At 59.2% G+C, this 25,589-nt stretch carries 26 protein-coding genes; 15 read left to right on the top strand and 11 right to left on the bottom strand.

Annotated elements, in window-relative coordinates; translation table 11 throughout:
- Positions 1 to 49: 49 nt before the first annotated feature.
- The 5 genes from BLW01_RS12595 to BLW01_RS12575 form a co-directional block, all read right to left on the bottom strand.
- Positions 50 to 757, bottom strand: a complete 708-nt coding sequence (locus BLW01_RS12595; RefSeq protein ID WP_092570250.1) for a type 1 glutamine amidotransferase — start codon at positions 755 to 757, stop codon at positions 50 to 52.
- A gap of 135 nt (positions 758 to 892) precedes the next feature.
- Positions 893 to 2,179, bottom strand: a complete 1,287-nt coding sequence (locus BLW01_RS12590; RefSeq protein WP_092570248.1) for an NAD(P)/FAD-dependent oxidoreductase — start codon at positions 2,177 to 2,179, stop codon at positions 893 to 895.
- Between the two features lie 16 nt (positions 2,180 to 2,195).
- A complete protein-coding gene (locus BLW01_RS12585; RefSeq protein ID WP_092570246.1) occupies positions 2,196 to 3,404 on the bottom strand; it encodes a cytochrome P450 in 1,209 nt (402 codons plus the stop codon).
- 33 nt (positions 3,405 to 3,437) lie between these two features.
- On the bottom strand, positions 3,438 to 4,130 hold the full coding sequence (locus BLW01_RS12580; protein ID WP_092570244.1) for a type 1 glutamine amidotransferase: 693 nt from the start codon (positions 4,128 to 4,130) through the stop codon (positions 3,438 to 3,440).
- 12 nt (positions 4,131 to 4,142) lie between these two features.
- Positions 4,143 to 5,594, bottom strand: a complete 1,452-nt coding sequence (locus BLW01_RS12575) for an aldehyde dehydrogenase (protein ID WP_092570242.1) — start codon at positions 5,592 to 5,594, stop codon at positions 4,143 to 4,145.
- A gap of 360 nt (positions 5,595 to 5,954) precedes the next feature.
- Here BLW01_RS12575 and BLW01_RS12570 point away from each other — a divergent pair, with 360 nt between their 5' ends.
- The 10 genes from BLW01_RS12570 to BLW01_RS12530 all read left to right on the top strand — a co-directional run bounded on the left by BLW01_RS12570 (position 5,955) and on the right by BLW01_RS12530 (position 13,591).
- On the top strand, positions 5,955 to 6,146 hold the full coding sequence (locus BLW01_RS12570; protein WP_092570240.1) for a ferredoxin: 192 nt from the start codon (positions 5,955 to 5,957) through the stop codon (positions 6,144 to 6,146).
- Positions 6,147 to 6,202: 56 nt separating this feature from the next.
- Entirely contained in the window at positions 6,203 to 6,361 is a 159-nt protein-coding gene (locus BLW01_RS18485; RefSeq protein WP_161598974.1) for a hypothetical protein, read from the top strand.
- A gap of 117 nt (positions 6,362 to 6,478) precedes the next feature.
- Positions 6,479 to 7,822 (top strand): cytosine permease, encoded by a 1,344-nt coding sequence (locus BLW01_RS12565; protein WP_175529837.1) that lies wholly within the window; start codon positions 6,479 to 6,481, stop codon positions 7,820 to 7,822.
- A gap of 27 nt (positions 7,823 to 7,849) precedes the next feature.
- Entirely contained in the window at positions 7,850 to 9,226 is a 1,377-nt protein-coding gene (locus BLW01_RS12560; protein WP_092570236.1) for a glutamine synthetase family protein, read from the top strand.
- Positions 9,223 to 9,939 carry a substrate-binding periplasmic protein gene (locus BLW01_RS12555; protein ID WP_092570234.1) on the top strand — a complete coding sequence of 239 codons (717 nt, stop codon included), beginning with the start codon at positions 9,223 to 9,225 and terminating at the stop codon, positions 9,937 to 9,939. The genes BLW01_RS12560 and BLW01_RS12555 overlap by 4 nt, the downstream gene beginning before the upstream one ends.
- Before the next feature lie 144 nt (positions 9,940 to 10,083).
- Positions 10,084 to 10,854: a FadR/GntR family transcriptional regulator gene (locus tag BLW01_RS12550; RefSeq protein ID WP_092570232.1), complete on the top strand. Its 771-nt coding sequence runs from the start codon at positions 10,084 to 10,086 to the stop codon at positions 10,852 to 10,854.
- The gene (locus tag BLW01_RS12545) at positions 10,851 to 11,606 is read left to right on the top strand and encodes a cache domain-containing protein (protein WP_092570230.1); all 756 of its coding nucleotides are present in this window, start codon (positions 10,851 to 10,853) and stop codon (positions 11,604 to 11,606) included. The genes BLW01_RS12550 and BLW01_RS12545 overlap by 4 nt, the downstream gene beginning before the upstream one ends.
- A 195-nt stretch (positions 11,607 to 11,801) precedes the next feature.
- The gene (gene dmeF, locus BLW01_RS12540; protein ID WP_092570228.1) at positions 11,802 to 12,752 is read left to right on the top strand and encodes a CDF family Co(II)/Ni(II) efflux transporter DmeF; all 951 of its coding nucleotides are present in this window, start codon (positions 11,802 to 11,804) and stop codon (positions 12,750 to 12,752) included.
- Positions 12,753 to 13,008: 256 nt separating this feature from the next.
- The gene (locus BLW01_RS12535; RefSeq protein WP_092570225.1) at positions 13,009 to 13,299 is read left to right on the top strand and encodes a Phd-YefM; all 291 of its coding nucleotides are present in this window, start codon (positions 13,009 to 13,011) and stop codon (positions 13,297 to 13,299) included.
- A 4-nt stretch (positions 13,300 to 13,303) separates the two neighbouring features.
- A complete protein-coding gene (locus BLW01_RS12530; protein WP_092570223.1) occupies positions 13,304 to 13,591 on the top strand; it encodes a type II toxin-antitoxin system RelE family toxin in 288 nt (95 codons plus the stop codon).
- A 16-nt stretch (positions 13,592 to 13,607) separates the two neighbouring features.
- On the opposite strand, the gene BLW01_RS12525 is transcribed toward BLW01_RS12530, so the two are convergent.
- From BLW01_RS12525 to BLW01_RS12505, 5 genes are read right to left on the bottom strand one after another with little or no spacing between them, the layout of a single operon-like run.
- A complete protein-coding gene (locus tag BLW01_RS12525) occupies positions 13,608 to 14,870 on the bottom strand; it encodes a Zn-dependent hydrolase (protein WP_092570221.1) in 1,263 nt (420 codons plus the stop codon).
- Between the two features lies 1 nt (position 14,871).
- Positions 14,872 to 16,059: an acetylornithine deacetylase gene (gene argE, locus BLW01_RS12520; RefSeq protein ID WP_092570220.1), complete on the bottom strand. Its 1,188-nt coding sequence runs from the start codon at positions 16,057 to 16,059 to the stop codon at positions 14,872 to 14,874.
- A 47-nt stretch (positions 16,060 to 16,106) separates the two neighbouring features.
- On the bottom strand, positions 16,107 to 17,579 hold the full coding sequence (locus tag BLW01_RS12515) for a tripartite tricarboxylate transporter permease (protein ID WP_092570218.1): 1,473 nt from the start codon (positions 17,577 to 17,579) through the stop codon (positions 16,107 to 16,109).
- Positions 17,580 to 17,607: 28 nt separating this feature from the next.
- Complete coding sequence (locus tag BLW01_RS12510) at positions 17,608 to 18,111, bottom strand: tripartite tricarboxylate transporter TctB family protein (protein ID WP_175529836.1); 504 nt, start codon at positions 18,109 to 18,111, stop codon at positions 17,608 to 17,610.
- A gap of 57 nt (positions 18,112 to 18,168) precedes the next feature.
- Positions 18,169 to 19,134 carry a Bug family tripartite tricarboxylate transporter substrate binding protein gene (locus BLW01_RS12505; RefSeq protein WP_092570216.1) on the bottom strand — a complete coding sequence of 322 codons (966 nt, stop codon included), beginning with the start codon at positions 19,132 to 19,134 and terminating at the stop codon, positions 18,169 to 18,171.
- A gap of 217 nt (positions 19,135 to 19,351) precedes the next feature.
- Between BLW01_RS12505 and BLW01_RS12500 the strand changes: the two genes are divergently transcribed.
- Positions 19,352 to 20,266, top strand: a complete 915-nt coding sequence (locus BLW01_RS12500) for a LysR family transcriptional regulator (protein WP_092570213.1) — start codon at positions 19,352 to 19,354, stop codon at positions 20,264 to 20,266.
- Between the two features lie 241 nt (positions 20,267 to 20,507).
- Positions 20,508 to 21,443, top strand: a complete 936-nt coding sequence (locus tag BLW01_RS12495; RefSeq protein ID WP_092570603.1) for an Rpn family recombination-promoting nuclease/putative transposase — start codon at positions 20,508 to 20,510, stop codon at positions 21,441 to 21,443.
- A 240-nt stretch (positions 21,444 to 21,683) separates the two neighbouring features.
- Here BLW01_RS12495 and BLW01_RS12490 read toward each other — a convergent pair whose 3' ends face one another.
- Entirely contained in the window at positions 21,684 to 22,631 is a 948-nt protein-coding gene (locus BLW01_RS12490; RefSeq protein ID WP_092570211.1) for a LysR family transcriptional regulator, read from the bottom strand.
- A 97-nt stretch (positions 22,632 to 22,728) separates the two neighbouring features.
- Here BLW01_RS12490 and BLW01_RS12485 point away from each other — a divergent pair, with 97 nt between their 5' ends.
- From BLW01_RS12485 to BLW01_RS12475, 3 genes are read left to right on the top strand one after another with little or no spacing between them, the layout of a single operon-like run.
- The gene (locus BLW01_RS12485) at positions 22,729 to 23,847 is read left to right on the top strand and encodes an NAD(P)/FAD-dependent oxidoreductase (protein ID WP_092570209.1); all 1,119 of its coding nucleotides are present in this window, start codon (positions 22,729 to 22,731) and stop codon (positions 23,845 to 23,847) included.
- A complete protein-coding gene (locus BLW01_RS12480) occupies positions 23,828 to 24,127 on the top strand; it encodes a (2Fe-2S)-binding protein (protein WP_092570207.1) in 300 nt (99 codons plus the stop codon). The genes BLW01_RS12485 and BLW01_RS12480 overlap by 20 nt, the downstream gene beginning before the upstream one ends.
- On the top strand, positions 24,120 to 25,514 hold the full coding sequence (locus BLW01_RS12475; protein WP_092570205.1) for a (2Fe-2S)-binding protein: 1,395 nt from the start codon (positions 24,120 to 24,122) through the stop codon (positions 25,512 to 25,514). The genes BLW01_RS12480 and BLW01_RS12475 overlap by 8 nt, the downstream gene beginning before the upstream one ends.
- Positions 25,515 to 25,589: the final 75 nt, after the last annotated feature.

The following is a 25,589-nucleotide window of genomic DNA, read 5'->3' as shown; positions in this document are numbered from 1 at the left end:
GCGCGACATCAGTCGCGATGGCGCTGTCAGGCGTCCTGGCGGTGGTGCCTTACGTCCATCGGCGGAAGAAGGCGGCGACGTCGTCGGCGAGCCGGGTATTGTCCACCGCAACGTCCTGCAGGCTGGCGATGGCGGCTTGACTCGTGTCGGAGGGAATGACATCCCCCCCGTACTTGTTGGCGAGCGCCTCAACGTATTCCGAGGTAAATTCCGGATGGAATTGCACGGAAAGCGCGGGAAAACTGTATTCAAGAACGCCGTTGGGGCAGTGGGCTGAGCCACCGATCACCTTCGCCGCCGGAGGCACGGAAGTGACCTGATCCTGGTGAAAGACGAAGAAACCCGCCTTGTCATCGGGCATCCCCAGAGAGGCGGTATATTCCTGGGCGCCGACACCCCAGCCGTTGTCCGCTTTGGTGGTCTGGCCGCCAAAGGCGTCCGCCATGATCTGGTGGCCGAAACAGATGCCGAAGACCGGGCGCTTGAGATCGATGGCCTGGCGCAGGAACTGCCGGATATCGCGAATCCAGTCACCGTCTTCGTAACTGCTGTGGCGCGATCCCGTCAGGAGATAGCCGTCGTAAGCGTCCGCAGCGGGCATCGCTTCTCCGGATACGGGAGAGCACTCCGCGAAACTGGCTTCAGGCAGGCTCGGTGCCAGCCACTGCCGGATCATGTCCGGGTAGGAACCGAATTGCGGTTTCAGATCGTCGGGCACCAGGCCATTTTCGATGATGCAAAGAGAAAGTGCTGTCATTCAGGGTCTTTCCGAAGTATGTCTCTCAAGTGGGCGATAGGGTAACACGGGTTGGTGCAGGCGCGATGGCGGTGCCGCCCAGGCAGGGCTTGCCGTCCTGCATCGCGGTTGAAACCGCCCCTGCGAACCCCACCACTACGCCATCCCGGTGGTATTGGTTGGTGTAGGCGCGACATTGATTGCGGTGTCTGCCGTCTGCAGGGCATCCAGCAACCTGTTGCGATAATCGAGTTGCTTCTTTTCCCCGTGTATGGAGATGATCCCCGTCAGTCGGCCGGCCCGGTAGTATCCCATGGCAAACGGGCTGCCATCGCTAAAGCCTTGATGAAGGTCGCCATCCAGGGGGACCGCGCTATCGGCAATCGCGGGTAGCCCGATACCCTGAATCTTGATATCGAACTGATCGCTCCAGAAGGAGGGCACGATCGGTTTGGTGTCTTCCGGTCGTGTCCGGGGTGTCTCGCCCAGATTCGCCAATAAGGTGACAGCGCCTTTCTTTGCCGTCTCGACGGCGATGTTCCAGTGCTCGATACGACGGCATACCTCATCGAAGAGCGGGTTGCTGAAGCAAGCGATATCGCCGACGGCGATCACATTGCCGTGTGCCGGCAGCGACATGTCGCTCCGGCAGTGTACCCCGTCGGTGATATCGATGCCGTTACCGTCCAGCCACTCCGTGTTCGGTTGGCTGCCTATCGCCTCGACCAGAATGTCGGTATCGATCGAGACGCCGTTGCTGAGCGAAACGCGTTGAAGCGTGCCCTGGTCGTCTTCCCCGATCTCGGCAATCCGGGTGTCGAGGTGGAAGGAGACGCCATGCCTCTGATGATATTGCAAAAGGCCGTCGGCGAACGTCGCCCCCATGACATTGACGAGCGGCGCCGGTGCGGCATCGATGACGTTCACCTGGCATCCCAGCCGCGTGGCCGTCGCTGCCAGTTCGCAGCCGATGAAGCCGGCGCCGGCAATGGTGACACGACATCCCGGCGTCAGGACCTGCGCGAGTCGCCATGTGTCATCCAGGTGGCGGATGCAGTAGCGTTGCGATTCGCCGCCGCTGACAGGGAGCGATCTGGAGCGTAGCCCGGTCGCGATGACCAGCCCGTCGTAGTCCAATGCCTGGCCGTCATCCAGGGTGATGCGCCGGTTTGCCATATCCGACGAAACGGCACGTCGCCCGAGCCGCCAGTCGATCTCGCCCAGGCGCGGTTTCAGCCCGAGCGCGACCGTTTCGTGCAGGTCTTCCACGGACAGCGTTCGAGCATCGACCATGGCCTGCTTGGAGAGCGGCGGACGATTGTAGGGCAAGTAGGGTTCTTCACCGACCAGCGTGATGGCCCCCTCCCAGCCCTGGTTGCGCAACTGTTCGGCGCTGCGGAGTCCCGCCAGGGAACTGCCGACGATAACGATACCCTCGGTCATGAGCGTCTCTCCCCGGTTACCGACGGACCTGGAAGGTCAAGGGAAGCGATACCGGGCCGGTATTGCCGCTGCGGGGCAGCCATTGGGGCTCGCCGTTCAGACGAATCTGCGTCATGTGTCGGGCCAGCAGCGGCATGGCAATGCTCATGTCGCTCTTGGCGATGAAGTGGCCAAGGCAATGGTGGGTACCGCCCCCGAAGCCGAAATGGGGCGGGCGTTCCGCTTCGATATTGAAGCTGGGGTCGGGCATCGCCCGCGGGTCCGTCCCGGCGGCCTGGGAAAACAGGTGAACGGTCGTGCCGGCGTCGATCTGCAGCCCTTGATATTCGAACGTCTCGACGGCTTCCCGGGTCACCCAGGTCACGGTAGGGTTGGTACGCATGACCTCGGCCACGGCATTGCCGGCCAGTTCCGGTTGCTCGGCGAGCCGCTCCCACTGGTCGGGATGCTGCATGAACGACTCCATGCCCAGGCCGAGCTGGTTGCGTGTCGTGTCCATGCCGCCGAAGATCAACAGCACGAGCATGATCCGCAGCTCGTCATGGCTCAAGGCATCGTCATCCCGCTGCGCCAGGACCAGTCTGGAGACGAAATCGTCGCCAGGATTGGCCAGGCGATCGTCGATCAATTGATCCGCATAGTGATACAGCCCCTCCAGCGCCTCCTCGATGCGGGGGAGATCCTGTTTCAGCGTAATGCCCAGTGCCAGCCCGAGCGTGGCCGACCACTTGGCGATCATGTGCCACTCGCTCTCGGGAAGCCCCAGCATGATGCAGATGACCCGCGCCGCATACGGCTCGGCGAATTCGCTCATGAATTCGCACTCGCCCTTCGCCACCATGGCATCGATCAGTTCCTGCGCCAGGGCCTGGAAACGCGGATTCATCTGCTCCAGTACCTTGGGCGAGAACGCCGGATTCACCAAGCGGCGCAGTCTGGCATGATCCGGGCCCTCCTTGTTGAGCAGCACCTCATTCCACCAGTCGGCGAACTTGCCTTCCGTCACGCCATTGTGGCGGGGCCAGGCGGCACTGCCTTGCCGCAGCTTGGGGTGACGCAACAGCGTCTTCATCTCTTCATAGCGAAGTACCGCCAGGCCGTAATTCGTTCTGGCGAACCAGTTGCGTTCACGGGCGTCATGCACCGCCTGGGAGTGAATGACGAAATCCGGATCGGAGACATTGAAGTATGCACTGTCGAGGGTGTCTTGCGTTGCCGTGTTCATGTCGGTCACCTGGTGGTTGTTATTGACATTCGTCTAGGAGGCGCTGTTGACCCGGTTCAGGTAAGTGCTGAATACCCGCTTGAAGCGGTGCCGGTTGTCCGCTTCGTTGTCAGCGATTTCCTGTTTGAGTCGTCCGGGGATATCCGGGTGGTCGGCCAGGAACTGCCGGCCGGATGCCATCTGCTCCCAGGCCGCCAGCCACGAATCGAACATGGCTGGTGTGATCTCGGGATGAAACTGCATCCCCATCTGCCGCCGGTGGATATACGCTTGATGCGCCATGGGCGTGCTGGCGAGAAGATGGGCGGCGGGCGGTGCGGTGAACGCATCGAAATGGAAATTCAGCCACGGGCCACTCGGAAGCAGCGCCGGGTCGGTGGTCTCGACCGGGGTCCAGCCGATTTCCGGCGCGTGGTTGCGATAGGTTTCCCCACCGAGCGCGCGAGCCAGCACCTGGCTGCCGAAGCAGATTCCCAATACCGGGTGATTCCGTGCGACCAGGGATTTCAGCCAGGCCAGCTCGCCGGACAACCAGGGCAGCGTATGGTCGTAGGGCGATTCGATCGAGCCCATGGCGATGACTAGTTGATCGTCACCCGGGTCGGGCAAGGTGTCATCGACATAGCGAATGTCGATGTCGAGGGCGTGTTCGTCGAGAATCGCCGGCAGGCTGCCGGTCGTATCCTCTTTGCTGTGTAACAGGACTATCGCAGATGAAATGGTCATCAGGACCTCGGCTCAGAATTTAATCCACGTGGTCTTGAGTTGCGACATCTTGTCGAGGGCGTGCAGGGACTTGTCGCGGCCATTGCCGGACTCGCCGAAGCCGCCGAATGGCACCGTGATGTCGCTACCGTCATAGTTGTTGACCCAGACGGTGCCGGCTTTCAGATCCCGGCTGAGGCGATGCGCCCGTGACAGTGACGATGTCCAGACAGCTGCTGCCAGGCCGTAGCGGGTGCCGTTGGCTTCGGCGAGCGCCTCTTCGTCGCTGTCGAAGCGGGTCACCGCCAGTACCGGACCGAAGATCTCTTCCTGGGCGATCGTCATCCCGCGGCTGACATGGTCGAAGACCGTGGCCGGCATGTAGAAACCCTCCAGCGAATCGAACGACTGCCCCCGGTAGACCAACTCAGCGCCCTGTTCATGGCCGGTATCGATCAGATTCTGGACGCGCGCGAGATGCTGCCGCTCGATCATGGCGCCCATCGTCGTCGAATCATCCTTCGGGTCGCCGAGCTGCCAGCGGTCGACATGGGCCAGAACCCGCTGCATGAACTCGTCCGCTATCGAGCGCTGTACCAGCAGGCGAGAACCGGCACTGCAAACCTGTCCCTGGTTGTAACAGATCCCTTGAGCCACGGCCGCCGCCACCTCATCGAGATTCTCGGCATCGTCGAACACGATCTGGGGACTCTTGCCACCACACTCCAGAAAGACGGCTTTCATGTTGGAGTCGGAGGCATAGCGCTGAAACAGGCGACCGACGGCCCCCGAGCCCGTGAAACTGATGGCATCGACATCAGGATGAAGGCCCAGCGATGCACCGGCGGTTTCGCCGTAACCGGGTACCACATTCAAGACCCCATCCGGCAGGCCGGCCTCGGTTGCCAGCTCCGCCAGCCGAATGGCCGTCAATGGCGATTGTTCCGCCGGTTTGAGAACGACCGTATTGCCCACCGCCAGGGCCGGGGCCAGTTTCCAGCAGGCGATCATCAACGGGAAATTCCACGGTACGACCGCACCGATCACGCCCAGCGGTTCACGACGAATCGTGGCCAGTACATCCGACGCGGTGGGCGCGATCTGGTCATAACACTTGTCGATGGCCTCGGCGTAAAACCGCACGCACCGGATCGCCAACGGAATGTCGTCCCGTCGCGCATGAGTGATCGGTTTGCCGGTGTCGCGACTCTCCAGCTGGGCGAGTTCCTCGCGATGGGACTCCATGAGGTCGACCAGGTGCAGCAAGTGCTGTCGGCGTTCCTGCGGGCTGAGACGCGACCAATCGTCCGCCGCGGCGCGTGCGGCACTGACGGCGAGGTCGATATCGGCCTTGTCACCCGCGGCCACCGTGGTGAGGAGTGTGCCGTCACGTGGCGAGAGACATTCGAACTGCTCACCCGAGCGCGCTTGGCAAGCGCGACCGTTGACCCATAGATGATTACTTAATGCATTGTTATTCAACATTTTTTCATTCCTGGCGGTGATTGTCCTTGTGATTCAGGAAAGATCGATCCGGGGCTGGTGGATCTGTCAATGAACCATATGAGGTAAAACATTCTATGTCAAATGTATAAATTTGCTGTTCAAATATAATAATAAAATGCTGATTTTTAATGATTATATTGATTTCATTCCGGACAGGGTGAAATTTACCCCGTCATTTTTATCGCGGTCGGCGGGGTATTCTGGCGGCTTCAAGGTTATTTTCTGGCCAATGTTTGACAGTAAAAATATGGTGGAATATGTTTCATTCGACGCCGGGCCCTAAGGTGCCCTGACACACGCCAGGCCCGGCCCATGACCCAAGCCTTGAGGAGAACGGCCATGAAAGTCTGTGTGGACAGAGGCAAGTGCCAGGATCACGGGCAGTGCGTCATTGCGGCGCCCGAGATCTTTCGCTTCGACGAAAACGGCACCCTTGAGTACGAAGCCTATCCCGACGACAGCTTGCGGGATATCGCGGAAGAAGCGGCGGATGTGTGTCCCGAGCAGGCGATCACGATCGTCGAGTCATGATGTGACCTCCCCATGCTGTCGACACAACAACGATCAACAACAACCGCAGGTGTGACATGAATACCAACCTGGATGACAAGACCCAACAAGACCTGATGAACCGCATTTCCCGCATCGAAGGCGGGGAGCGACCTGAAGAAATGGAAACGGGCGACTGGCTCATGCCGATCGGCGCCTGCGTGCTGATCACGGTCCTGTTGCTGCTGAGTCTGTAACCCCATCTCCGGACCTTTTCCACAACAACAAACGTTTAGAGGTCAACAATGAATACCAGTACCAAGTCCCGACCCTCCCAGGACGAGGCGGCATCCCACTTCGGAATATTGCCGGCCATGTCCAATGAACGCCCCTTTGGATTGACGGACTACGTCATGATGATGGTGGGGTTCGGTATTGCTGCCTGGAGCTTCCTGATCGGCGGCTATACCGGCAGTGTCCTGCCGGCCAGCCAGGCCATTCCCGTCATTCTCTTCGGTAACGCGATGCCGGTTCTGCTGCTGCTCGGGCTGGCGAAGTTCTTCTGCCGCTATGGCGTGGATACCTTCATCGGTGCGCGTGCCGTTCTCGGCTGGTTCGGCAGTAAAGTGTTCCTGGTGGTCTTCGCGATCATCAATCTCGGCTGGATGACGATGGCGTCGTTCATGCTCGGCGAATCCTTCACGACCCTGTTTGCCGAGTTCAATATGCCGGGCTGGATGACCGACCGTTCGATCGGCGCGCCCGTGTTCGCGATCGGCGCCTTCCTGGTCGCCTGGTTGATCGCCTACAAGGGCCCCATCGCCATCAAACTGTTCAATCGCGTCGGTGTGCCGACCATCTTTGCGATCATCGCTGGACTGATCTTCTACATCCTGTGGGTCGAAGGGCTGGACAAGGCCTTCAGCGCCGCGCCGGCCGCGCCCTACGACGACCCTCGCCGCGGTTTGATGTCGGCCATCGAGTGGAACGTCGGCCTGGGCTTCTCCTGGGCAGCCTATTTCGGCCAATGGTGCCGGCTCGCCAAGACCGAGAAGACCGCCGTCTGGGGCAGTTTCATCGGCTGGGGCGTCCTGCTCAACATCGCGGCCATCCTGGGGGCGCTCACCGCGCTGCTGGTCGGCGTGTATGACCCGGCCAAGTGGATGATCTCGGCCGGCGGTCCCGTCTTCGGTGTACTGGGGCTGATCCTGCTCATCCTGGCCAACCTGACGTCAGCCACGATCCTGGTCTACTCGCAGGGCATCAGCATGAAAACGATGTTCCCGCAGTGGCCATGGGCGAGGTCGATCGCCACGACACTGCCCGCCATGCTGCTGATGCTCACGCCGGCCTTCTACGACGGCTACACCACCTTCCTCTCGTACATCTCGTTCATCATGGCCGCGATCGGTGCCGTGATGGTGGTCGAACTCGTCATCATTCGGCGCTACAAGGTCGACATGATCGGCATGTACGACCGCTCATCCTCCGTCTACGGCTATCAGAACGGCATCAATTACGCAGCGTACGCGGCGATCATCCTCGGCGGTCTCTTCTACTTCTGGACCTACGATCCCGTCGCCGACGCCCCGGGCCCGCTGTTCCTCTATGTCAGTGCCGGGCTGCCCACCTTCTTCATGACCGCACTGTTCTACTGGGCCGTACGGCTCTGGCAGATCGGCAGCAAGAAGCAGCTTGGCGCATCCGAAGCGTCATAACACCAACAACAGCATAGGAAGTTGCAAATGACCGCCCTGAATTCACATATCGAAAAGAACATGGATGACGTGAAGATCCAGGAGATCCGAGCACGCATCCAGGAAGCCGGTGTCAAGTACATCTATTACCAGGTCGTTACCCTGGGGGGTAAGCTGCTTGCCAAGGTCGTACCGGCGACCCAGTTGGAGAGGAATCTGGCGAAGGGCATTCAGTTCCACCGTACCGCCATCAGCGACATGCAGTGCAACCGCTACGGTGAGCTGCTGGGCGGGGGGACCCAGGCTGCCGAATTCACCGCCTTGCCGGATCTGGATACGTTCCGGGTCCTGCCCTGGGATCGCTCCGTGGGGGCGTTCCTGTGCCGGGTCTACGAGCCCGGCCACCGCCTCGAGGTCGGCGGGCAACCCCTGCCGACCGACCCGCGCGGGCTATTGATCCGTGCCCATGAAGGTTTCATGGAGCGCCAGGGCATGCAGCTCAAGTCCGGATGCGAACCGGAAATGTCCTGGCTGGGCGATTCCATGAAGATCCATCCGCGTCCGGATGCCAGCCCGGCGTATCAGCTCAGCAACCTGGAACTCATGCGTCCCATCTACCAGAAGGTCATCGACTATGCGACCGAGATGGGCTTCGACATGATCGAAGGGGACTACGAGGACCCCTATCAACTCGAGCTCAACTGGATGTTCGACTCTTGTGAACTGACCGCGGACCGTCTGGTTCTGTATCGTCAGATCTGCCGGCAGGTCGCCAAGGAGTTCGGGGTCACCGCCAGTTTTATGGCAAAGCCCTATACCGGCGGCATGGGCAACGGTTGTCACCACAACCTCAGCCTGTGGCGGGGGGAGACCAATGCCTTCCAGGAAGAGGGGCGCACCGAGCTGCATCTGAGCGATGTTGCCCGCTACTCGCTGGGCGGCATGCTGAAACACACCCCGGCATCCATGCTGATCATGGCCTCGACCGTCAACTCCTACAAGCGCTTCTGGGATGTCGGCCAGTTCGCGCCCGCCCAGGTGAACTGGGGAATGGACAACAAGACCTGCAGCGTCAGGCTCTCGGCGGTCGGCCGTCTGGAATACAAGATGCCCGACGCCAGCGTGAACCCGTACCTGTCGCATACCGCGCTGCTGGCAGCAATCGAACACGGGCTGGAAAACCAGCTCGATCCCGGCCAGAGCAGCGATGACAGCAGCTATGGGCGCGATATCGACGCCAGCGTCCGCATCCCGCTCACGCTCGGCGAAGCGGTCGAGGCATTCGACAAGGACCCGGTCATCAAGGGCGCGTTCCCGGGGCCCCTTGCGACGCTCTATGCCGAACTGAAACACGATGAATGGGCGCGTTACTGCGCCGCCGTCACCGAGTGGGAACTCGACATGTACAAGGAGTACCTGCCATGACAGCGTCTCGCACGCTTAGGGTCATCTGTGCGGACCTGCCCGCGCCACCGCTGTTCGAACGCGATGAGCGGGGAGAGCGACACGGCTACGAAGCCGATGTCGCCCGCCTGATCGCCGAGCAACTGGGTCGGCGGGTCGAATGGGTCTACCGGCAATGGAGCGATTTCTATCCGGCACTCGACGCGGGGGAGGGCGACCTCCTCCTGTGCGGCCAGGGTATCTCCGACTACCGGAAAACTCTGGGCGATTTCACCCGGCCCTACGCCATCTTCGACGAGTCGGTGATGGTCAGGTCGGGTAGCGGCATCACATCACCGCAGCATCTGGAAGGGTTGCGTGTCGGCGCGATCGCCAACAGCCTGAACATGACGCTGACCGAGACTTTCACCGGCGTGGTACCGGTGCCTTTCGACGGGGCCAGTGACGACGTCTTCGGTGACATGGTCGCCGCCTTGCGTTCAGGCGATATCGACGCCCTGGTGGATGACGATGTCGCGCTCGTGCCACTGGAAGCCGATGACTTGACGATTGCTTTCACCGTACCGACGCGCAATGCCTGGGGTGCGGTGGTGGCGAAGCGCCAGCCCGACTGGCTGGCCAGCGTCAACCGGGCGCTCGACGAGATCATCGCCAATGGTGCCCTGAAATCGACCTGGGAGCGATGGATGCCGACGCTCGACTACCCGTTTGAAGCCGGGCAACCGGTTCAGTGAACAGCCATTGACCTGTCGGGCATTCCGGCAATGTACGCGTCACCGTGTATGTTGCCGGGATTTCGGTGTTTACGGGGCTGATGACGGTCGTGACATGGTGTATTTTCAAGCGTAGTCACATGGAATTTATTGCAGGGATGTCGGATGAATCACCTATCTTCCCAACAGGATGCCCCGTTTTTCCGCATTCCCTCCGCGGGTAAGACCGAAGAGGTCGTGCGCCGCCTCATTGAAGCCATCGATCTGGGTATCTTCAGTGAGGAGGATCAACTGCCCAGTGAAGCCGACCTGGCCTCCCAGTTCGGTGTCGCGACGGTCACGGTCCGGGAAGCGCTGTCGCTGCTGCGGGAACAGGGCTTCGTCGAGACCCGCCGGGGACGAAAAGGCGGCAGTTTCGTCACAGCCAACTTTACTATCGCCCATGCCAGGCTGCTGGAAGAGTTTCGCCGCTACAGTGTCTTCGACCTGCGGGATTACGGCGATGAGCGGTCGGCCATCAGTGGCCATGCCGCGCGATTGGCGGCCGAACGCGCCACCGCCGATGATATCGAACAGATCGCCAAGAAGATCCGCATCATGGAAAAAGCGACGGGGCGCTCCGAACAGCGCCGTGCCGACATGCGTTTCCACGTCAATGTCGCCATGGTGTCCCAGTCGGTTCGGCTGACGCAGGCCGAGATGCAGCTCCAGTCGGAACTCGGCATGTTCCTGTGGATCGACCCGCTGGACGCCGCTGCGCTCAACGCTTACGTGAACAGGCTCAAAACGATCCAGGACGCGATCGCCAGGGGCGACGGCGCACTGTCCAGTGCACTATCGATCGACCTGAGCAAGAAAAACATGGAGCGCGTGATCGACGCGCGTCTGAGGTTGGAAGCCACCAACGATGTCACCGGCACGGGAGACGATCAATGACCCGGGACGATTTCGTTTACGGCGGCGCGGCAGGTGACGAGACGGTGCGTGCCTGTGCCAGAAATATCGAAGCCTCGCTGTCCGTCATCATCGATACGGTCGAGAAGGTGCGCGATGACGTCATGTGCCTGTGGGGGCTGGCCGAACGGCAACGCCAACAAGTGCTGAGAAAGGACCTCGCCGAGCTTCAGGGGACCGTCAAACGGTTGCTCGCCGAGACGGACGTGCAGATCAATGGGGCCGGTTTCGTCGTCGCGCCGGACGCCCTGGCGGATGCCCGCATGCATCTCGAATGGTGGCGGGAAGGCGTCAAACCGGGCCATGTCATTCCCCTGAAGGTCAACCTCAATGAAGGCGGTGACACCTTCTACGATTACCCCAACATGCCCTGGTTCTATAAGCCTCAATCCGAACGAGTCGGGCATGTCATCGGCCCCTATGTCGACATGATGGGGGTCGACATGTACATCTGCACGTTCTCGCTGCCGATCCTGTACGACGACCAGTTCCTCGGCATTGCCGGGGCGGATGTTCCCCTGAACAACCTCGAAGCCGTTGTGACGCCTCACCTGGTTGAACAGCAACAGCCCCTCATACTGGTCAACGACGACCTGCGCGTCATCGCCTCCAACTCGTCCCGCTACCTGGTAGGCGACTTCTTCAAACCCTACTCCTATTCGGGCACCCAGGCGTACTACTACATCACCCTCGGCCACTCCGTGGAAAGCTGGCGACTGGTCTGCCTGAACTAGCTTATCCTGCATCGCGGTTGAAAGCGCTCCTGCGAACCTCACAGCCACAACACTCCGATGGCACTGGTTTCGTGGGAGCAACTTCAGTCGCGATGGCGGCCATGAGGCGGGTAATTCCCTGTCGTAACCGGTTTCGTCGCAAGGTACGCTATCTCCGGATGCATTTTTCCTCCACAGCCGGACCAGGAGACTGCCATGCACATTCGCGATGTCGATCTCTGGAAACACGACCATACCTTCGATCAGGACCGTAAACGACCGGGTGAACGCCGCACGCTGATCGTGGTGCTGTTGACCGTCGTCACCATGGTCGTCGAGATCCTGGCCGGCGTGTTCTACGGCTCCATGGCCCTGCTTGCCGATGGCCTGCATATGGGCTCGCATGCCACTGCCCTGGGCATTGCCGTGTTCGCCTACGCCTATGCCCGTCGCCACGCCGCCGATACACGCTTCAGTTTCGGCACGGGAAAAGTGAATGCGCTCGGTGGATTCACCGGTGCCATACTGCTCGTGGGGTTCGCCCTCTACATGGGCGTGGAAAGCATCGGTCGTCTCTTCAATCCCGTAGCGATCGCTTTCGACAAAGCGATTCTGGTCGCCGTGATCGGCCTTGGCGTGAACGGCCTATCTGCCTGGATTCTGGGGGGCTCTGAACATTCGGGGCATCACCACCACCATGCCCAAGCGGATGACGAGCACACACATGACGATCGAGATCACAACCGCCGTTCCGCCTATTTTCACGTACTGGCCGACGCCTTGACATCGCTGCTCGCGATTTTCGCGCTACTGGCCGCCAAATACCTGGGCTGGCAATGGATGGACCCGGTCATGGGGCTCGTCGGCATGCTACTGATCACCCGCTGGTCCTGGGGGCTGCTGAAAGACACCAGCCGCGTTCTTCTGGATCGCCAGGTCACCACGCTCGACCACTCGATCCGTCAAGCCATAGAAGACGGCACGCACGACCGCATCAGCGACCTGCACGTATGGTCCATCGGCCCGGGGATCTATGCCGGCATCGTGGCACTGGTGTCGGACAACCCTCAACCTCCCGACATATACCGAAAGAAAATACAGCACCGGCTTCCCGAACTCGTACACACCACACTCGAAATCGAGCATTGCCCGCACGCTCACCAGTAACATACGGCAGGGCTAACGCCCTGCATCACGGTTGAAACCGCGCCTACCAACCCACCACCACAACATTCCATTGGCACTGGTCGTCGTAGGCGCGACGTCAGTCGCGATGGCGCCGTAGGTCTCTGGTGGTTGCACAGGGCACGGGTTTTTTGTAGAGCCGCCTTCCAGGTTGGGCTGAATTATCTTGATCCTCAGCAAGTAAAGCATATAATTATACGCATAATGATATGTCTATCATGTGTGTCTGGAGAATATGATGGCAACTCTACTGGAGCGTCCAGAAGACGCAGTGTCGGCTACCACCATGGCTCGTAGCTTCAGCGCCAAGCTCAAAGAAGTGTCTTTGCGAGAGACCGACCGAATGGTGATCTTCAAGGATAACCAGCCCGCAGCTGTTCTCATGAACGTGCAGGCATATCAGGAACTGGTCGATGAGCTGGAAGATCTACGCATTGAAGCTGTATCCAGAGACCGAGTAGCAAGCTATCAGTCAGACCAAGCCATTACCCATGATGAGATGCGCTCGCTGTTTAATCAGAGTGAGTGATTAGATGGCTTGGAACGTTAGCTATCACCCGGATGTTCAGCAGGACCTGCAAAGGTTGGGCTCATTCGCTGCGAACCGGATCCTCGATGTCATCGAAGATCGGATTCGCGACGGCGAGCCTGACAAGATCGGCAAACCGCTTCGCGGTGCATTAGCTGGTTGTCGCCGGATACGAACCGGCAATACCCGTATCGTATACCGTGTGGACAGCGAAGCTATCCAGATACTCATTATTGCCGTGGGGGCCAGGCGTGATGAAGAGGTCTATAAGCTTGCTGATCGACGGGTATAGGCAGTTGGGAGCGACGTTAGTCGCGATAGCGTTCCAGATCTAGGCGTCTCAGGGTTTCGGCGATGACCTGGCAGCCGTCAGCGGCTTGTCGTGGTGTCATGTCTTCTTCCGGACAGTGGCTGCGGCCGTCCCGGCAGGGGACGAAGAGCATACCCGTGGGGGTGATATCGGCCATGTAGACTGCGTCATGCCCTGCACCGCTGGGCATCGACAGGGTCTGCAGCCCCAGGTGGTTGGCCGCTTGCTGAATATGTGCCTGTATTCGGGGCGCACAGTGCGTCGGCAGGCCTTCGCTGAGAGGCGTGCAGTCGATACTCAAGCCACGCTGAGTGGCCCGAGCCATGGCGTGTTCGGCAATCGGCGTGAAGAAGCCTTCCAGCAGAGCCGCATTGTCACTGCGAATTTCCAACACCATCGTTACCGTGTCCGGAATTGCATTGGCGGCATTGGGTGAGACCTCCAGTCGCCCGACTGTCGCCACTAGATAATCGTCCCCTTTGGCTTGTGTTTCGGCGTCGTGCTGGATGCGTTGAATCAAGCTCGCCGCTTCGGCGAGCGCATCACGCCGTAACGCCATCGGCGTGGTCCCGGCATGGTCGGCTTGTCCGTTGATGACGATATCGTAGCGACGAATGCCCACGATATCGCTCACGACGCCGATCGGCACATCCTGCTGTTCGAGAACCCGCCCCTGTTCGATGTGCAATTCGATAAAGGCCGATAGATCTCCCGACCGCCGCAATGTAGTACCGAGGGCTTCCGGTATGCCTCCCATTCGGCGAATGGCGTCTCGCAAGGTTTCCCCGCCGGGTTCCCGGAAATCGAGCATGGCGGACGAAAGGGCGCCTGTCATCGCTCTGCTGCCAATGCAGGACACACCATAGTCGCTCGGCTCCTCGGAAAGGAAATCGATTACCTCGACACTATGCGTCAGTGTAATGCCGGCCTCGCGAAGACTCTGAACCGCCTCGAGACCGGCCAGCACGCCCAGGGTGCCGTCGTAACGTCCGCCACCGACAACCGTGTCGATATGGCTGCCGACTGCGATGGGGGCCAGGTCGGGCTGGCTACCCGGTAGTGTCCCGATGAGATTGGCGGCATCGTCCAGGCGTGTCGTGAGCCCAGCCTGCTCCATCTCCCTGCGTAGCCAGGCACGCGCCTCCAGATAGCGATCGGTGAAGGCCCGTCGTGTCCAGGGGCGGTCCGGATCCGTGAATGTTGCCAACCGTTCCAGGCGATGCCAAAGGCGCTCGCTGTCGATCGTTACCGGTCGATGCATGTCAGTGCCTCATCCAGTCGTTGAGCGTATCGAAGAAGGTCAGGCACTGGCTCAATTGATCGATTTCGATGAATTCATCCGTCTTGTGCGCCTGACGGATCGAGCCGGGCCCGATAATGAGGGAGGGGATGCCACCTTCGATCTCGAACACACCACCTTCGGAACCATAGGACACCTTGCCGCCCCGGTCGGGCAGAATCGGTTCGATCCGCTTGAAGATATCAGTGTCGCTGGCATCGCTCATCGCCGGGTAGGAGAACAGTTCACGCCATTCGATACCGGCCTTGTCGGCTTGTCGTTGCATCTCGGGGAGCAGCGCCTGTTCCACGTCGGCTATCAGGGCCTGCATATCCGCTTCAGCGGATGCCTGATCGATGCTGCGAAGTTCAAACGTGAATCGGCAGGTGTCGGGAGTGACATTGGTGGCGATGCCGCCTTCCACCAAGGTAGTGAGTGCGGTCGAGTGGGGAACGGTGAAATCGTGATCGAAGGGGCCTTCTCGCTCATATCGTCGCGATCGCTGCGATACCATCTCGATGATGCGTGAGGCATACTCCACGGCGTTGACGTGCTGGGGGGCAAAGGATGAGTGCCCACCGTCGCCATGGACCGTCACGGTCATGGCGACTTTGCCTTTCTGGCCGGTTACCAGTTGCATCTCACTGGGTTCCCCGATGATCGCCAGGGCAGGAGGGGTGTCGAGTGCGGCTAGATAGCGAGCGATCGCCGGTGCCCCCTGACACCCCACTTCCTCATCGTGCGAGAAACAGAAATAGAACGGCCGTGATAGTTGTCCCTGGGAGAAGGCCGGAACCGCGGCAAGCATACACGCCAGAAATCCCTTCATGTCGCATGTACCCCGCCCGAACAACCGGCTACCGCGTTGCTCCATAGTGAACGGCGCGCTGGCCCAGCTAGCTGGCCTGGCGGGCACCACATCGGTATGTCCCGAAAGGACGATGCCCGGGACATCCTTGGGGCCCAGCCGTGCTACGAGATTGGCTTTGTTGCCGCTGGTGTCGGGTAGTACCGTCGTTTCACAACCCCAGTGGGTCAGGAAGGTCTCGATATGTGAGATGATCTCAAGATTGGAGTAGGCACTGGTCGTATCGAAGCCGATCAGGTCGCTCAGATGAGCCATGGCCGCTTCGAGTTGGCTATGTCCATGCCGTGTGACTTCTGCTTGCATGTATCGGTTCCTTGTCGCATCACATCTTGGGTCGGTGTCTTTGGTGTTCATGCGCTGGCCTTCTTCAATTGTCGACGGATCGTGACAGCGACCACGAAAACCGCCAGTGCCGCGAATAGCCAGGTGATCGGCGATGACACGAGGATGCTTGGGTCGCCACGGGAAATGGCGAGAGCGCGGCGTAAGTTCTCTTCCAGCATCGGGCCGAGGATGAATGCGATCAGAAACGGAGCTGCCGGAATCGCGAACAGGAACATGAGGAAACCGAACACACCCATCGCGAGTAGTACGATCACGTCGTACATGCTGTTGGCGATCGCAAAGATACCGAACAAGCACAGGATCAAGACGATGGGGGCCATCAGCCCGGGCGGGATGCGAGAAATATGGGTGAAGAACCGCATCGTCGCCTTACCGGCCCCGAACAGCAGGATCGAGGAAAACAGCATGCCGATGAACAGCATGTAGACTTCATTGAGGTTCTCTTCGAAGAGCATTGGACCGGGTGTCAGTCCGTGAATCATGAACGCGCCCAACATCACACCGGTGATTACATCGCCCGGAATGCCCAATGCCAGCAGCGGGATCATCGTGGAACCACAACAGCCATTGTTGGCCGATTCCGACGCGGCGATTCCCTCGATTTCCCCTTTGCCGAAGTTGGCGTGATTCTTCGACGTGCGTTGGGCTTCACCGTAGGAAGAAAATGCCGCTGCCGAGGGGCCGATACCTGGAATGGCGCCCATCACGACACCGATCAAGCTACCCTTGAACAGTGACCTCAAGGAACGGCGCAGTTCGGCCCGAGTGACGCGATTGTCGCCAAGCTCAAGGGCGGTCTTGGCACCCGCATGCCGGAACACGACAAGCTTCAACAGCTCCGGGATGGCGAACAATCCAATGAGCACCGGGGCGACCGACAGCCCATCTCGCATTTCGACGGTCATGTCGAAGCGAAACGAGCCGTACATATCCTCGCCGACGGTTGCCAGCAGCAGTCCCAGGCAAGCGGAAATCAGCCCCAGCAGCAGGGAACGCCCGGAAACACCGGCCACGGTGGTCAGCGCGAACACCATCAGCATGAAGTATTCCGGCGGGCCGATGCGCAGTGCCAGCATGGCGAGTGGAGCCGCAATGAAAATCAGTGAGATATTGGAGATGAAGTCGCCAGTGCACGATGAGTAGAGGGCCATGTTCAGCGCCTTGCCTGCTTTACCCTGGCGAGCCAGTGGGTAACCGTCCAGAGTCGTGCAGGCTGCAGAGGCCGTGCCCGGCGTCTTGATCAGAATGGCGGATACCGAACCGCCATACGTGGAACCTTTATACAACGCCACGAGCAGCAAAATGCTGGGAATCGGTTCCATGTAGAACGTGAAAGGCAGGGCCAGAGTGACCGCCATGGTCCCCGTCATGCCCGGGATAGCCCCGATGATCACACCGCCCCAGATACCCGCGGCCATGATCAGAAAATTCTCTACCGTCGCGACTGCCTGAAAAGCAGTCAACAAGTCATTGAGCATGGTGATGTTTCCTGGAATGCGCGCGGCGTTACAACCCTAGGATCGTTACCAGGCTGCCGGCGGGAAAGCGTGTGTTGAGTGCACTGGAAAAGAATAGATAGAGCACCAGAGGCAGGAACAGCGCAACGAGCACCACCGTGCCCTTGCGTTGCCACTGCCCGGTGAGCAACAGCATAACGAATAGCAACGCCATGCTCGCCACGATGAATCCGGCAAAGTGCACCGTAACGATGAAGCCCGCGAATGCCAGTACCGCATAGACAAAGCGCAGTACCAGCGTGCCGAGTGGGGTGCCATCGCGAATGGCGCCGGCGTCTTCCGGGTCGGCATCGGCCTGGGGCTTGCGTGACAACGATAATGCCGCCAGCAACAAGCCAAGCCCCATACCGAGAATCGAGATAGTGCGTGGCCACATGTCCGGCGGTGGCGCAAAGCCGGGAATGAAGTTAGGGCGGGGCACATAGACAGGGATCAGCACGAACAGCACGATGCCGAAGAATGCCGTGACAGTGATACCGCGAACCAAGCCCATGAGCCCCTCCTGTTACCGTCGAACGTCAACGCCAATCGTGGATGAATACCAGTCGGCTTACTGCAAGTAGCCGAACTCTTCCGCCAACCCCCGATAGAAGTTGTACTGCTCCTCGGCATAGGCGGTCATATCCACGTCACCAATGGTTGAGATCGAACCACGGTCTTCCGCGCGGCTCAGCCAGGTCTCGCTATCGGCGACCTGATCCAGCACCTCGTCCCAGGTATCGACAACCGCTTCTGGCAGATCGGGAGGACCGTACAGCGCGCTCCAACCGATGACTTGGCCGGCCAGTTCATAGCCTTGCTCTTCGGCAGTCGGTACCTCAGGCAACGCCTCCATACGCTCGGGGGAGTAGACCATCAGCGGGCGCATATCACCGCTCTCGATGTGCGGCATGAGCGAAGCTGCAGAAATCGCCAGGAAGTCGACATGGCCGCCCAGCAAGGCGCTTGCCAGTTCACCGCCGCCCTTGAACGGCACCAGGGTTGCTGCCGACAGTGGGTCCATACCGGCATCCGACAGCAGTGTCTGAACGGTAAAACCGTCGATCGCTGTCGCACCGGATGCGGCATAACTCAACTCGCCGGGATTGTTCTCGATGCCTTCCAGCAGCTCTTCCGCGCTCTCGTAGGGCGAATCTGCAGCCACGGCCAGGATCATGGGCGTGGCTTCCAGCGACCCCAGGAAGGTGTACTCATCCCAATCGACACTCGGGTCGTTGGTGACGGCCGGTAGCAGTGCCATACCTACACGGGCCAGCAGCAGGGTATGTCCATCCGGATCGGCCGTGGAGACCTTCCGCGCTCCCGTCATGCCACCCGACCCCGGCGTGTTGGAAACGGTCATCGGCTCGTCCAGGAAGTTGCCAGCCGCCTCGGTCAGCGCGCGTCCCGCTAGGTCAGAGGCACCACCCGGGCCATAGGGCACCACGAGGGTGATCGACTCGGAAGGGTAATCCTGGGCTTGCGCTGCGCAGGTAACCAGCAGTGTGGCTGCGGCAAGGCTTAGCGCTCGTTTCATGATCATCTCCTTGGAATTGTTTTGCATCGGCTCGCAACGGATGTCTGCCGATCGAGCGATTCCAGTATAGTTACTATGAATTTCATTGCAATAAATTGTTTTAGTATTCAATATAGTTCTAGTGAGGCTGTCGTCTTGCAAGCTGAAACCGTCAACGCACTTGTGAAGACCGCCACGGCCTGTATCTTGGCGGCCATCGACATGGGGAGAGGCAGCAATGAAGTTCAGAGAGATCGAAGCGTTTGACGCCTTCATGAAGCACGGCACGACCCAGGCCGCAGCGGAAACGCTTGCCATCAGTCAATCGATGGTCAGTCGGCTACTGAGCGGACTGGAAGAGGATCTGGGCTTCACGCTCTTCAAGCGCAAGAAAAACCAACTGGCACCGACCGAAGAAGCCTTTATCTACCACGCCTCGGTGCAACGGCTGATGGCCAGCATTCGCGATACCCAGAAGGATGCCGAGGCAATTTCCAACAACCAGCTCGGCAATGTCGTCGTCGCCGCTCAACCGATCTTCTGTGACACTTTCCTGCTCGATGTCATCAAACGCTTCAAGGAACGGCACCCCAATGTCGGTGTCAGGGTGATCGACGCGGGCCTGCAGGAACTGCTCAAGATGATCGACAACAATACCTGCGACCTCGCGCTGGGGATTACGCTGGAAGCCGATACCTACGGCGCCAGTGTCACCCGTCTTGGCCGCTGCGCCGCACGCTGTATCATGCATCGCGACCACCCGCTGGCCAGGGAAACCGAGGTCCCGATTGCTAGCCTGCAGAACCAGACATTCGTCGAATTGATGGCCGACAGCCCTCTCCGTGCCCGGGTCGACTACATCATGCAAACGATTGATATAAAAAGGAACATAACCGCCGAGTTGCGGAATATGCGAGGCGTCTGCGCACTGGTCGACCGTGGACTCGGTATCGCCGTGATCGACCCCATCGCCGAACTACTGCTGCAAGGCACCGCCGTCGTATCCAAACCCCTCGACCCAACCATCGAATGGGAAATCGCCCTGCTCACCTCGAAAAACCGCCCCCTCAGCAACGTCGCCAACGCTTTCAGTAATGAGATTCATCGGGAAATCGACAATTTGCGGCAACTCGGCATTCTCAACGCACTCTAGGCGCGCCTTGGCCTGCACTCGGGCAGGGCTAGTGCCCTGCATCGCGGTTGAGATCGCTCCGACAACATCATGATCGCTGGTTTTCGTAGCAACGACTTCGGTCGCGATGGACGCATAGGCGCTTTGGCGGTGGTATTTATCGCATGATTATATAAGATTATATGAATTTAGCGTGGCCCAGTCGCGCTATCAGGAATTGACATCCAGGACCCGGGACAATCAAGCCAAGGAGGGCGACGATATGGCCCAGCACGACAGCAGCTACAAGCTGCTATTTTCGCATCAACGCATGGTGAGAGACCTGTTGACCGGCTTCGTCAAGGAAGCCTGGGTCGATGAATTGGATCTGGATTCGCTGGAAAAGGCGAGCGGCTCCTACGTGACCGATGAACTGCGCGATCGCGAGAGCGATGTCATATGGCGGGTTCGGTGGGGCGACACCTGGCTGTATGTGTACCTGTTGATCGAATTCCAGAGTCGTGTCGACCATGGCATGCCGGTCCGCATCATGAGCTATCTAGGCCTGTTGTATCAGGATTTGATCCGCCAGAAGGCCTTCACTCCCAATGGCAAGCTGCCGCCTGTACTGCCTGTAGTACTTTATAATGGAGAAAGGCCGTGGAACGCGGCACTCGATATCCACGCCATGGTCGAAACCGTTAGCGGAGGCCTTGAACGTTACAGCCCCCAGTTGCGTTACCTGCTGCTGGACGAAAAAGCGATCGTCAACGACCCGAACTGGTCCAGCGAAGGCCGTAACCTGGTCGCGGCATTATTCAACCTGGAGCATTACCGGGGGATCGATGAAGCTTTGGAGGTATTGGGCCGTGTGGTCGAATGGTTGTATGCTGAGGATCAGAGCGACCTGCGCCGCGCCTTCACAGCCTGGTTGAAACGTGTTTGGGCGCCATGTCAGGCGCCCGAAGAAGAACGGCAATCCTTTGAGCGACTGGATGAGCTTCAGGAGGTATACGACATGTTGCAGGAACGAACCAGTCAATGGCCGCAGCGCTGGAGACAGGAAGGGCTGCAGGAAGGACGCCAGGAAGGGCGTCAGGAAGCCTTGCACGAGACCGCGCTCAACCTGATGCGAACGACTCGTTTGGATGATACGGCCATTGCGCGAGCGACCGGCTTGCCGATCGACGAAATCGCCTCTCTGCGCGGCGAAGCGTAGAAGCGCCTTCTATCACCACACCTCGCTAGTCAATTTGCCAGGCTTTTGGTGACTCTCCCAGTTGGATCGACCAAGCCTCAAATTGACGGCCTCTTGCTGGCGTTTCCCGAAGGCGGAGTGCTTACGGAAGTCGATTTTTCCCAGCTCAATGTGTCGCGAACATGGCATGAAACGCGCCACGTTCTATAAGTGACACTCTGAGTACAGTGGCTTGACGGTGTCCAGTATCAGCGGGTCGGATCATCTCCCTGTGAGGAAGTCCTGGAATGACAAGCGAGTCCAAAGGGCATCCGTCAGTAAGGCGTAATGTCTACGAAATTCCGCAATGAAATCATGGGTCAGACGAGATAGCGGCTGATCGCGTGGTGTCAGTAATGCAAACTCTTCGCCGAGACCGGGTTGGAAGGGGCGTAATACAAGACTCGACTCGCCGAAGGCAGTGGCACTGATCGGGTCGAGTATAGTGATACCGAGCCCCTTGCTGACCATCCGAGTTGCCTGAAGGGCCAGGGAAACCTCAAGGCGTCGACGGGGCTTGACTTGGGAACTCTCCATCAAGCGATCCAATGTGAGTCGAAGTGGATCCTTGGGTTCGAAGCAGATCAGCGTTTCATCAGCTAAGTCATCAATCCGAATGCAGTTTCGTGAAGCCAGTGAGTGTCCTGGTGGTAGCGCGCACACGCTGTTCAGTTGATAGGTTTCTGCCACCACTCGGTCATCGTTGTCGGCAATGATCGCAAACCCCAGATCACATCGCTGGGTCATGACGTCTTCAATGACCTGCTGTGAGCGGAAAGTGGACAATTCGATACGCGCATCGGGATGGGCCGGTGCGAAACTCGAGAGCACGTCGGGGAGAAATGTCATGCCCAGTAGTGGCATCGCACTGATACGCAAGCCGCCGACCTCACGTTCTCGAATGCGGCGTGCAGTATCACGTAAATGCTCCATTCCGCTCCAGACCAGGGCGACTTCACGATAAAAAATGCGTGCTTCCGGTGTCGGGACGAGTCGCCCTTTCACCCGCTCGAAGAGTGTAAAACCGATATCGTGCTCGAGCTGTTTCAGCAGTCGTGTCACGCCCGGTTGGGCAATCAGCATACGTTCGGCTGCGGCCGAAACGGTACCACTCTCCATGACATGCTTGAAGGCTGCGACCTGGCGATCGCGAAGGTAGGGTAAGGCCATAATAAAAAGCTATAGAATGCCCATCGATTGGTATTGGATCATATACCTCAGGGCCATCTATCGTCGAGTTATTGACTTTGTATGAGAGAAGCGAGCTGTGCAGAGCGATTTCCTGATCATTGGCGGCGGTGTTGTCGGTATGGCCGTGGCTTATGGGTTGGCGCGTGACGGACAACGAGTCTCAGTGCTCGATGAAAGCGATGATGCTTTTCGGGCATCACGTGGCAATGCGGGATTGACCTGGGTGCAGGGCAAAGGTCTCGGCATGCCTCACTATGCCGAGTTGAGTCTGGATGCCAGTTTGACGTGGCCGGCCTTTGCTGCGGAGCTGGAAGCTCGTACGGCCATTGACATCGAGCATGAATGCCGAGGCGGTGTCGATCTTTGTTTCGATGCCTCGGAAGCCAAGGTGCGACAGCGCGATTACGCCAAACTCCAATTGTCTTCACGACATCTTGCGCAACATTTTCGCTGGGAGTATCTCGACCGACAGGCGTTGCAAACCTACCTTCCCGGTTTGGGAGAGAGTATTCACGGCGGGACCTGGTCACCTCACGATGGACACTGCAATCCATTGCATTTGCTGCGGGCGCTGCATGCCGCATGCCGGTCCCTGGGCTTGGAGTATCATGCTAGCACCCCTGTCTTGTCGCTTTCACCGTGCCTGAACGGCTTTCGTGCCGCTACGCCTGATAGCGAATTTCATGCCGAGCGAGTGATAGTCGCGGCGGGACTCGGTGCTCGTAATCTGGCACCTATGCTGGGATTGAGCGGTACTGTGCGGCCCGTGCGAGGTCAAATGCTCGTGACCGAACGGATGCCGCGTGTCGAGCAACTACCGACCCCCCAGTTACGCCAGACAGCCACTGGTGGGTACCTGATCGGCGACACCCATGAAGAAGTTGGTTTTGATAAGGGTGTATCTCTCGAGATGATGTCCTGCCTGGCTGACCGGGCCGTGCGAATTTACCCCTTTCTACGTCAGGCCAGGCTGATAAGGGCCTGGGGAGCGCTGCGTATCATGACACCCGATGGTGCACCGCTCTACGAGGCCTCGTCCCGGTATCCCGGTGCCTACAACCTGAACTGTCACAGCGGCATCAGTCTGGCGGCTTTTCATGCCAATGAACTCGCGCGAGCGATAATCGATGATCGTCTCGAGGAACGTTGGTCAGCATTTTCAGGAGCCCGTTTCAATGTTCCAGCGCATTGCTGAATCCAGCGTGATAGATGGCGTCGATATCCAGCTCGACGGCGAAATCTGTCGCGTACCTATCACGTTGTCGGTCGCAGCGGCGGTGCTGTTTATCAAAGGGGATGCAGACTACCGGCGTCATGTCGATGGCCATGCCAGAGCGCCTTTCTGTTTGATGGGGTGCTGCCATGAATGCCTGATCACCATCGACGGAGAACCCAACCGTCGAGGGTGTCTCGTCAGCGTGGCCGAGGGCATGAGTATCGAGCGTCAGTTGGGAGGAAGCCAAGACGATGGGTGAGTTGTGTCAAGCCGAGATTGCCATTATCGGCGCCGGTCCTGCGGGTATGGCTGCAGCGATCCGCCTGACGCAGGCAGGCATACGACCGGTGGTGTTCGATATGGGGAACGCTCCGGGAGGACAAATCTATCGACAACTCGATGTCCCCGTCATTGGCGAGACCTTGAGTGGCACGGATTACTATAGGGGGCGTGACCTACTCGGTGATTTCTCTCGTGCCGATATCGATTATCGGCCGCGTAGCCAGGTCTGGTGGGGACAATGCGAATCTGACGGAGTGTCATTGGGCGTCGTGGATGCCGCCGGGGTGTCCCGTTGGCACGTGAAGCGCATGCTGCTCGCGACCGGTTCCATGGAGCGGAGTTGGCCGTTCCCGGGATGGCAACTCCCGGGGTCGATGCAGGCTGGTGCCGCCCAGATACTGTTCAAGGAAGGGGGGCTGGTGCCCGAAGCGTCGCCGGTTTTAGCCGGGTCGGGACCGCTGTTGTATTTACTGGCATGGCAGTACTGTCGTGCTGGATGTGCGCCACAGAGGATACTCGATACAACCCCGGCATCCCGCTATCGACTGCCTTTGCGCTACCTGCGCGGCGCCTGGCAGGGGCGACATTATCTGGTGAAGGGAGCCCGTATGATGTTGGCGTTGAAGCGCGCTGGCGTTCCCATTCACCACGGCGTTGAAGCGCTTGAGGCAACGGGAAAGCATCGGGTCGAGAGAGTGCATTATTACTGGCGCGGGCACTGGCACCACCAGGATACGTCGCTGGTTCTGACACATTTTGGTGTCGTCCCCGAACCGCAGTTGGGGCGTGCTATCGGGATTCCATATGACTGGCACGAGGGACAACAATGTTTCCTGCCCGAACGCAACAGGTCTTTGCAAGCACGTACTCGGGTATGGGTCGCCGGGGATGGCGGTGGCATCGGAGGCGCCCTCAATGCCGAGCGGGAAGGACGACTTGCGGCACTATCGATGCTGACGATACCAACGAACGATGTAGCCGACCGGAAACGTGAGCGGCGACGACTGGAACAGCGACGTGCTACCGATCTGGCCGTGCGTCCCCTGCTGGAGGCAATGTTCCGATTGCCGTCACATTGGTTGTCCGAACAACCCGATACCACGCTCGTTTGTCGTTGCGAGTGTGTATCGCTCGGCGAACTGCGTCGAGCGATAGAGCAAGGTGCCGCAGGGCCCAATCAATTGAAAGCCTTTACTCGCTGCGGCATGGGGCCCTGCCAGGGGCGCGAGTGCGGTGAGAGCGTCACTCGGTTATTGAGCACTGTTCAGGCTCTACCTCCACAGGAGATTGGTTACTACCAGGTTCGTCCTCCAGTACAAGCTTTGTCGCTGGGGGAGTTGGCTGCAACGGCAACTGACGCATAACGGCCTGCTTGATGACGACAACGATAATTGGGACGCCAACGTTCACATTTCTTCGATAACAAACGAGCGAGGACT

This window comes from Aidingimonas halophila, from assembly GCF_900106955.1.
In the GTDB taxonomy this organism is placed as follows: domain Bacteria; phylum Pseudomonadota; class Gammaproteobacteria; order Pseudomonadales; family Halomonadaceae; genus Aidingimonas; species Aidingimonas halophila.
The sequence above is the reverse complement of the archived record's forward strand: the minus strand, read 5'-3'. Positions and strand labels throughout refer to the sequence as shown.

What these genes read in the sequence shown, in the direction of transcription:
- BLW01_RS12565 (WP_175529837.1), top strand. Translation starts at nt 6,479, where the DNA reads ATGTCCAATGAACGCCCCTTTGGATTGACGGACTACGTCATGATGATG.
- BLW01_RS12570 (WP_092570240.1), top strand. Translation starts at nt 5,955, where the DNA reads ATGAAAGTCTGTGTGGACAGAGGCAAGTGCCAGGATCACGGGCAGTGC.
- BLW01_RS12480 (WP_092570207.1), top strand. Translation starts at nt 23,828, where the DNA reads ATGTTCCAGCGCATTGCTGAATCCAGCGTGATAGATGGCGTCGATATC.
- BLW01_RS12575 (WP_092570242.1), bottom strand. Translation starts at nt 5,594, where the DNA reads ATGTTGAATAACAATGCATTAAGTAATCATCTATGGGTCAACGGTCGC.
- BLW01_RS12505 (WP_092570216.1), bottom strand. Translation starts at nt 19,134, where the DNA reads ATGAAACGAGCGCTAAGCCTTGCCGCAGCCACACTGCTGGTTACCTGC.
- dmeF (WP_092570228.1), top strand. Translation starts at nt 11,802, where the DNA reads ATGCACATTCGCGATGTCGATCTCTGGAAACACGACCATACCTTCGAT.
- BLW01_RS12530 (WP_092570223.1), top strand. Translation starts at nt 13,304, where the DNA reads ATGGCTTGGAACGTTAGCTATCACCCGGATGTTCAGCAGGACCTGCAA.
- BLW01_RS12510 (WP_175529836.1), bottom strand. Translation starts at nt 18,111, where the DNA reads ATGGGCTTGGTTCGCGGTATCACTGTCACGGCATTCTTCGGCATCGTG.
- BLW01_RS12545 (WP_092570230.1), top strand. Translation starts at nt 10,851, where the DNA reads ATGACCCGGGACGATTTCGTTTACGGCGGCGCGGCAGGTGACGAGACG.
- BLW01_RS12525 (WP_092570221.1), bottom strand. Translation starts at nt 14,870, where the DNA reads ATGCATCGACCGGTAACGATCGACAGCGAGCGCCTTTGGCATCGCCTG.
- BLW01_RS12550 (WP_092570232.1), top strand. Translation starts at nt 10,084, where the DNA reads ATGAATCACCTATCTTCCCAACAGGATGCCCCGTTTTTCCGCATTCCC.
- BLW01_RS12555 (WP_092570234.1), top strand. Translation starts at nt 9,223, where the DNA reads ATGACAGCGTCTCGCACGCTTAGGGTCATCTGTGCGGACCTGCCCGCG.
- BLW01_RS12580 (WP_092570244.1), bottom strand. Translation starts at nt 4,130, where the DNA reads ATGACCATTTCATCTGCGATAGTCCTGTTACACAGCAAAGAGGATACG.
- BLW01_RS12590 (WP_092570248.1), bottom strand. Translation starts at nt 2,179, where the DNA reads ATGACCGAGGGTATCGTTATCGTCGGCAGTTCCCTGGCGGGACTCCGC.
- BLW01_RS12560 (WP_092570236.1), top strand. Translation starts at nt 7,850, where the DNA reads ATGACCGCCCTGAATTCACATATCGAAAAGAACATGGATGACGTGAAG.
- BLW01_RS12500 (WP_092570213.1), top strand. Translation starts at nt 19,352, where the DNA reads ATGAAGTTCAGAGAGATCGAAGCGTTTGACGCCTTCATGAAGCACGGC.
- BLW01_RS12490 (WP_092570211.1), bottom strand. Translation starts at nt 22,631, where the DNA reads ATGGCCTTACCCTACCTTCGCGATCGCCAGGTCGCAGCCTTCAAGCAT.
- BLW01_RS12585 (WP_092570246.1), bottom strand. Translation starts at nt 3,404, where the DNA reads ATGAACACGGCAACGCAAGACACCCTCGACAGTGCATACTTCAATGTC.
- argE (WP_092570220.1), bottom strand. Translation starts at nt 16,059, where the DNA reads ATGCAAGCAGAAGTCACACGGCATGGACATAGCCAACTCGAAGCGGCC.
- BLW01_RS12475 (WP_092570205.1), top strand. Translation starts at nt 24,120, where the DNA reads ATGGGTGAGTTGTGTCAAGCCGAGATTGCCATTATCGGCGCCGGTCCT.
- BLW01_RS12535 (WP_092570225.1), top strand. Translation starts at nt 13,009, where the DNA reads ATGGCAACTCTACTGGAGCGTCCAGAAGACGCAGTGTCGGCTACCACC.
- BLW01_RS18485 (WP_161598974.1), top strand. Translation starts at nt 6,203, where the DNA reads ATGAATACCAACCTGGATGACAAGACCCAACAAGACCTGATGAACCGC.
- BLW01_RS12595 (WP_092570250.1), bottom strand. Translation starts at nt 757, where the DNA reads ATGACAGCACTTTCTCTTTGCATCATCGAAAATGGCCTGGTGCCCGAC.
- BLW01_RS12495 (WP_092570603.1), top strand. Translation starts at nt 20,508, where the DNA reads ATGGCCCAGCACGACAGCAGCTACAAGCTGCTATTTTCGCATCAACGC.
- BLW01_RS12515 (WP_092570218.1), bottom strand. Translation starts at nt 17,579, where the DNA reads ATGCTCAATGACTTGTTGACTGCTTTTCAGGCAGTCGCGACGGTAGAG.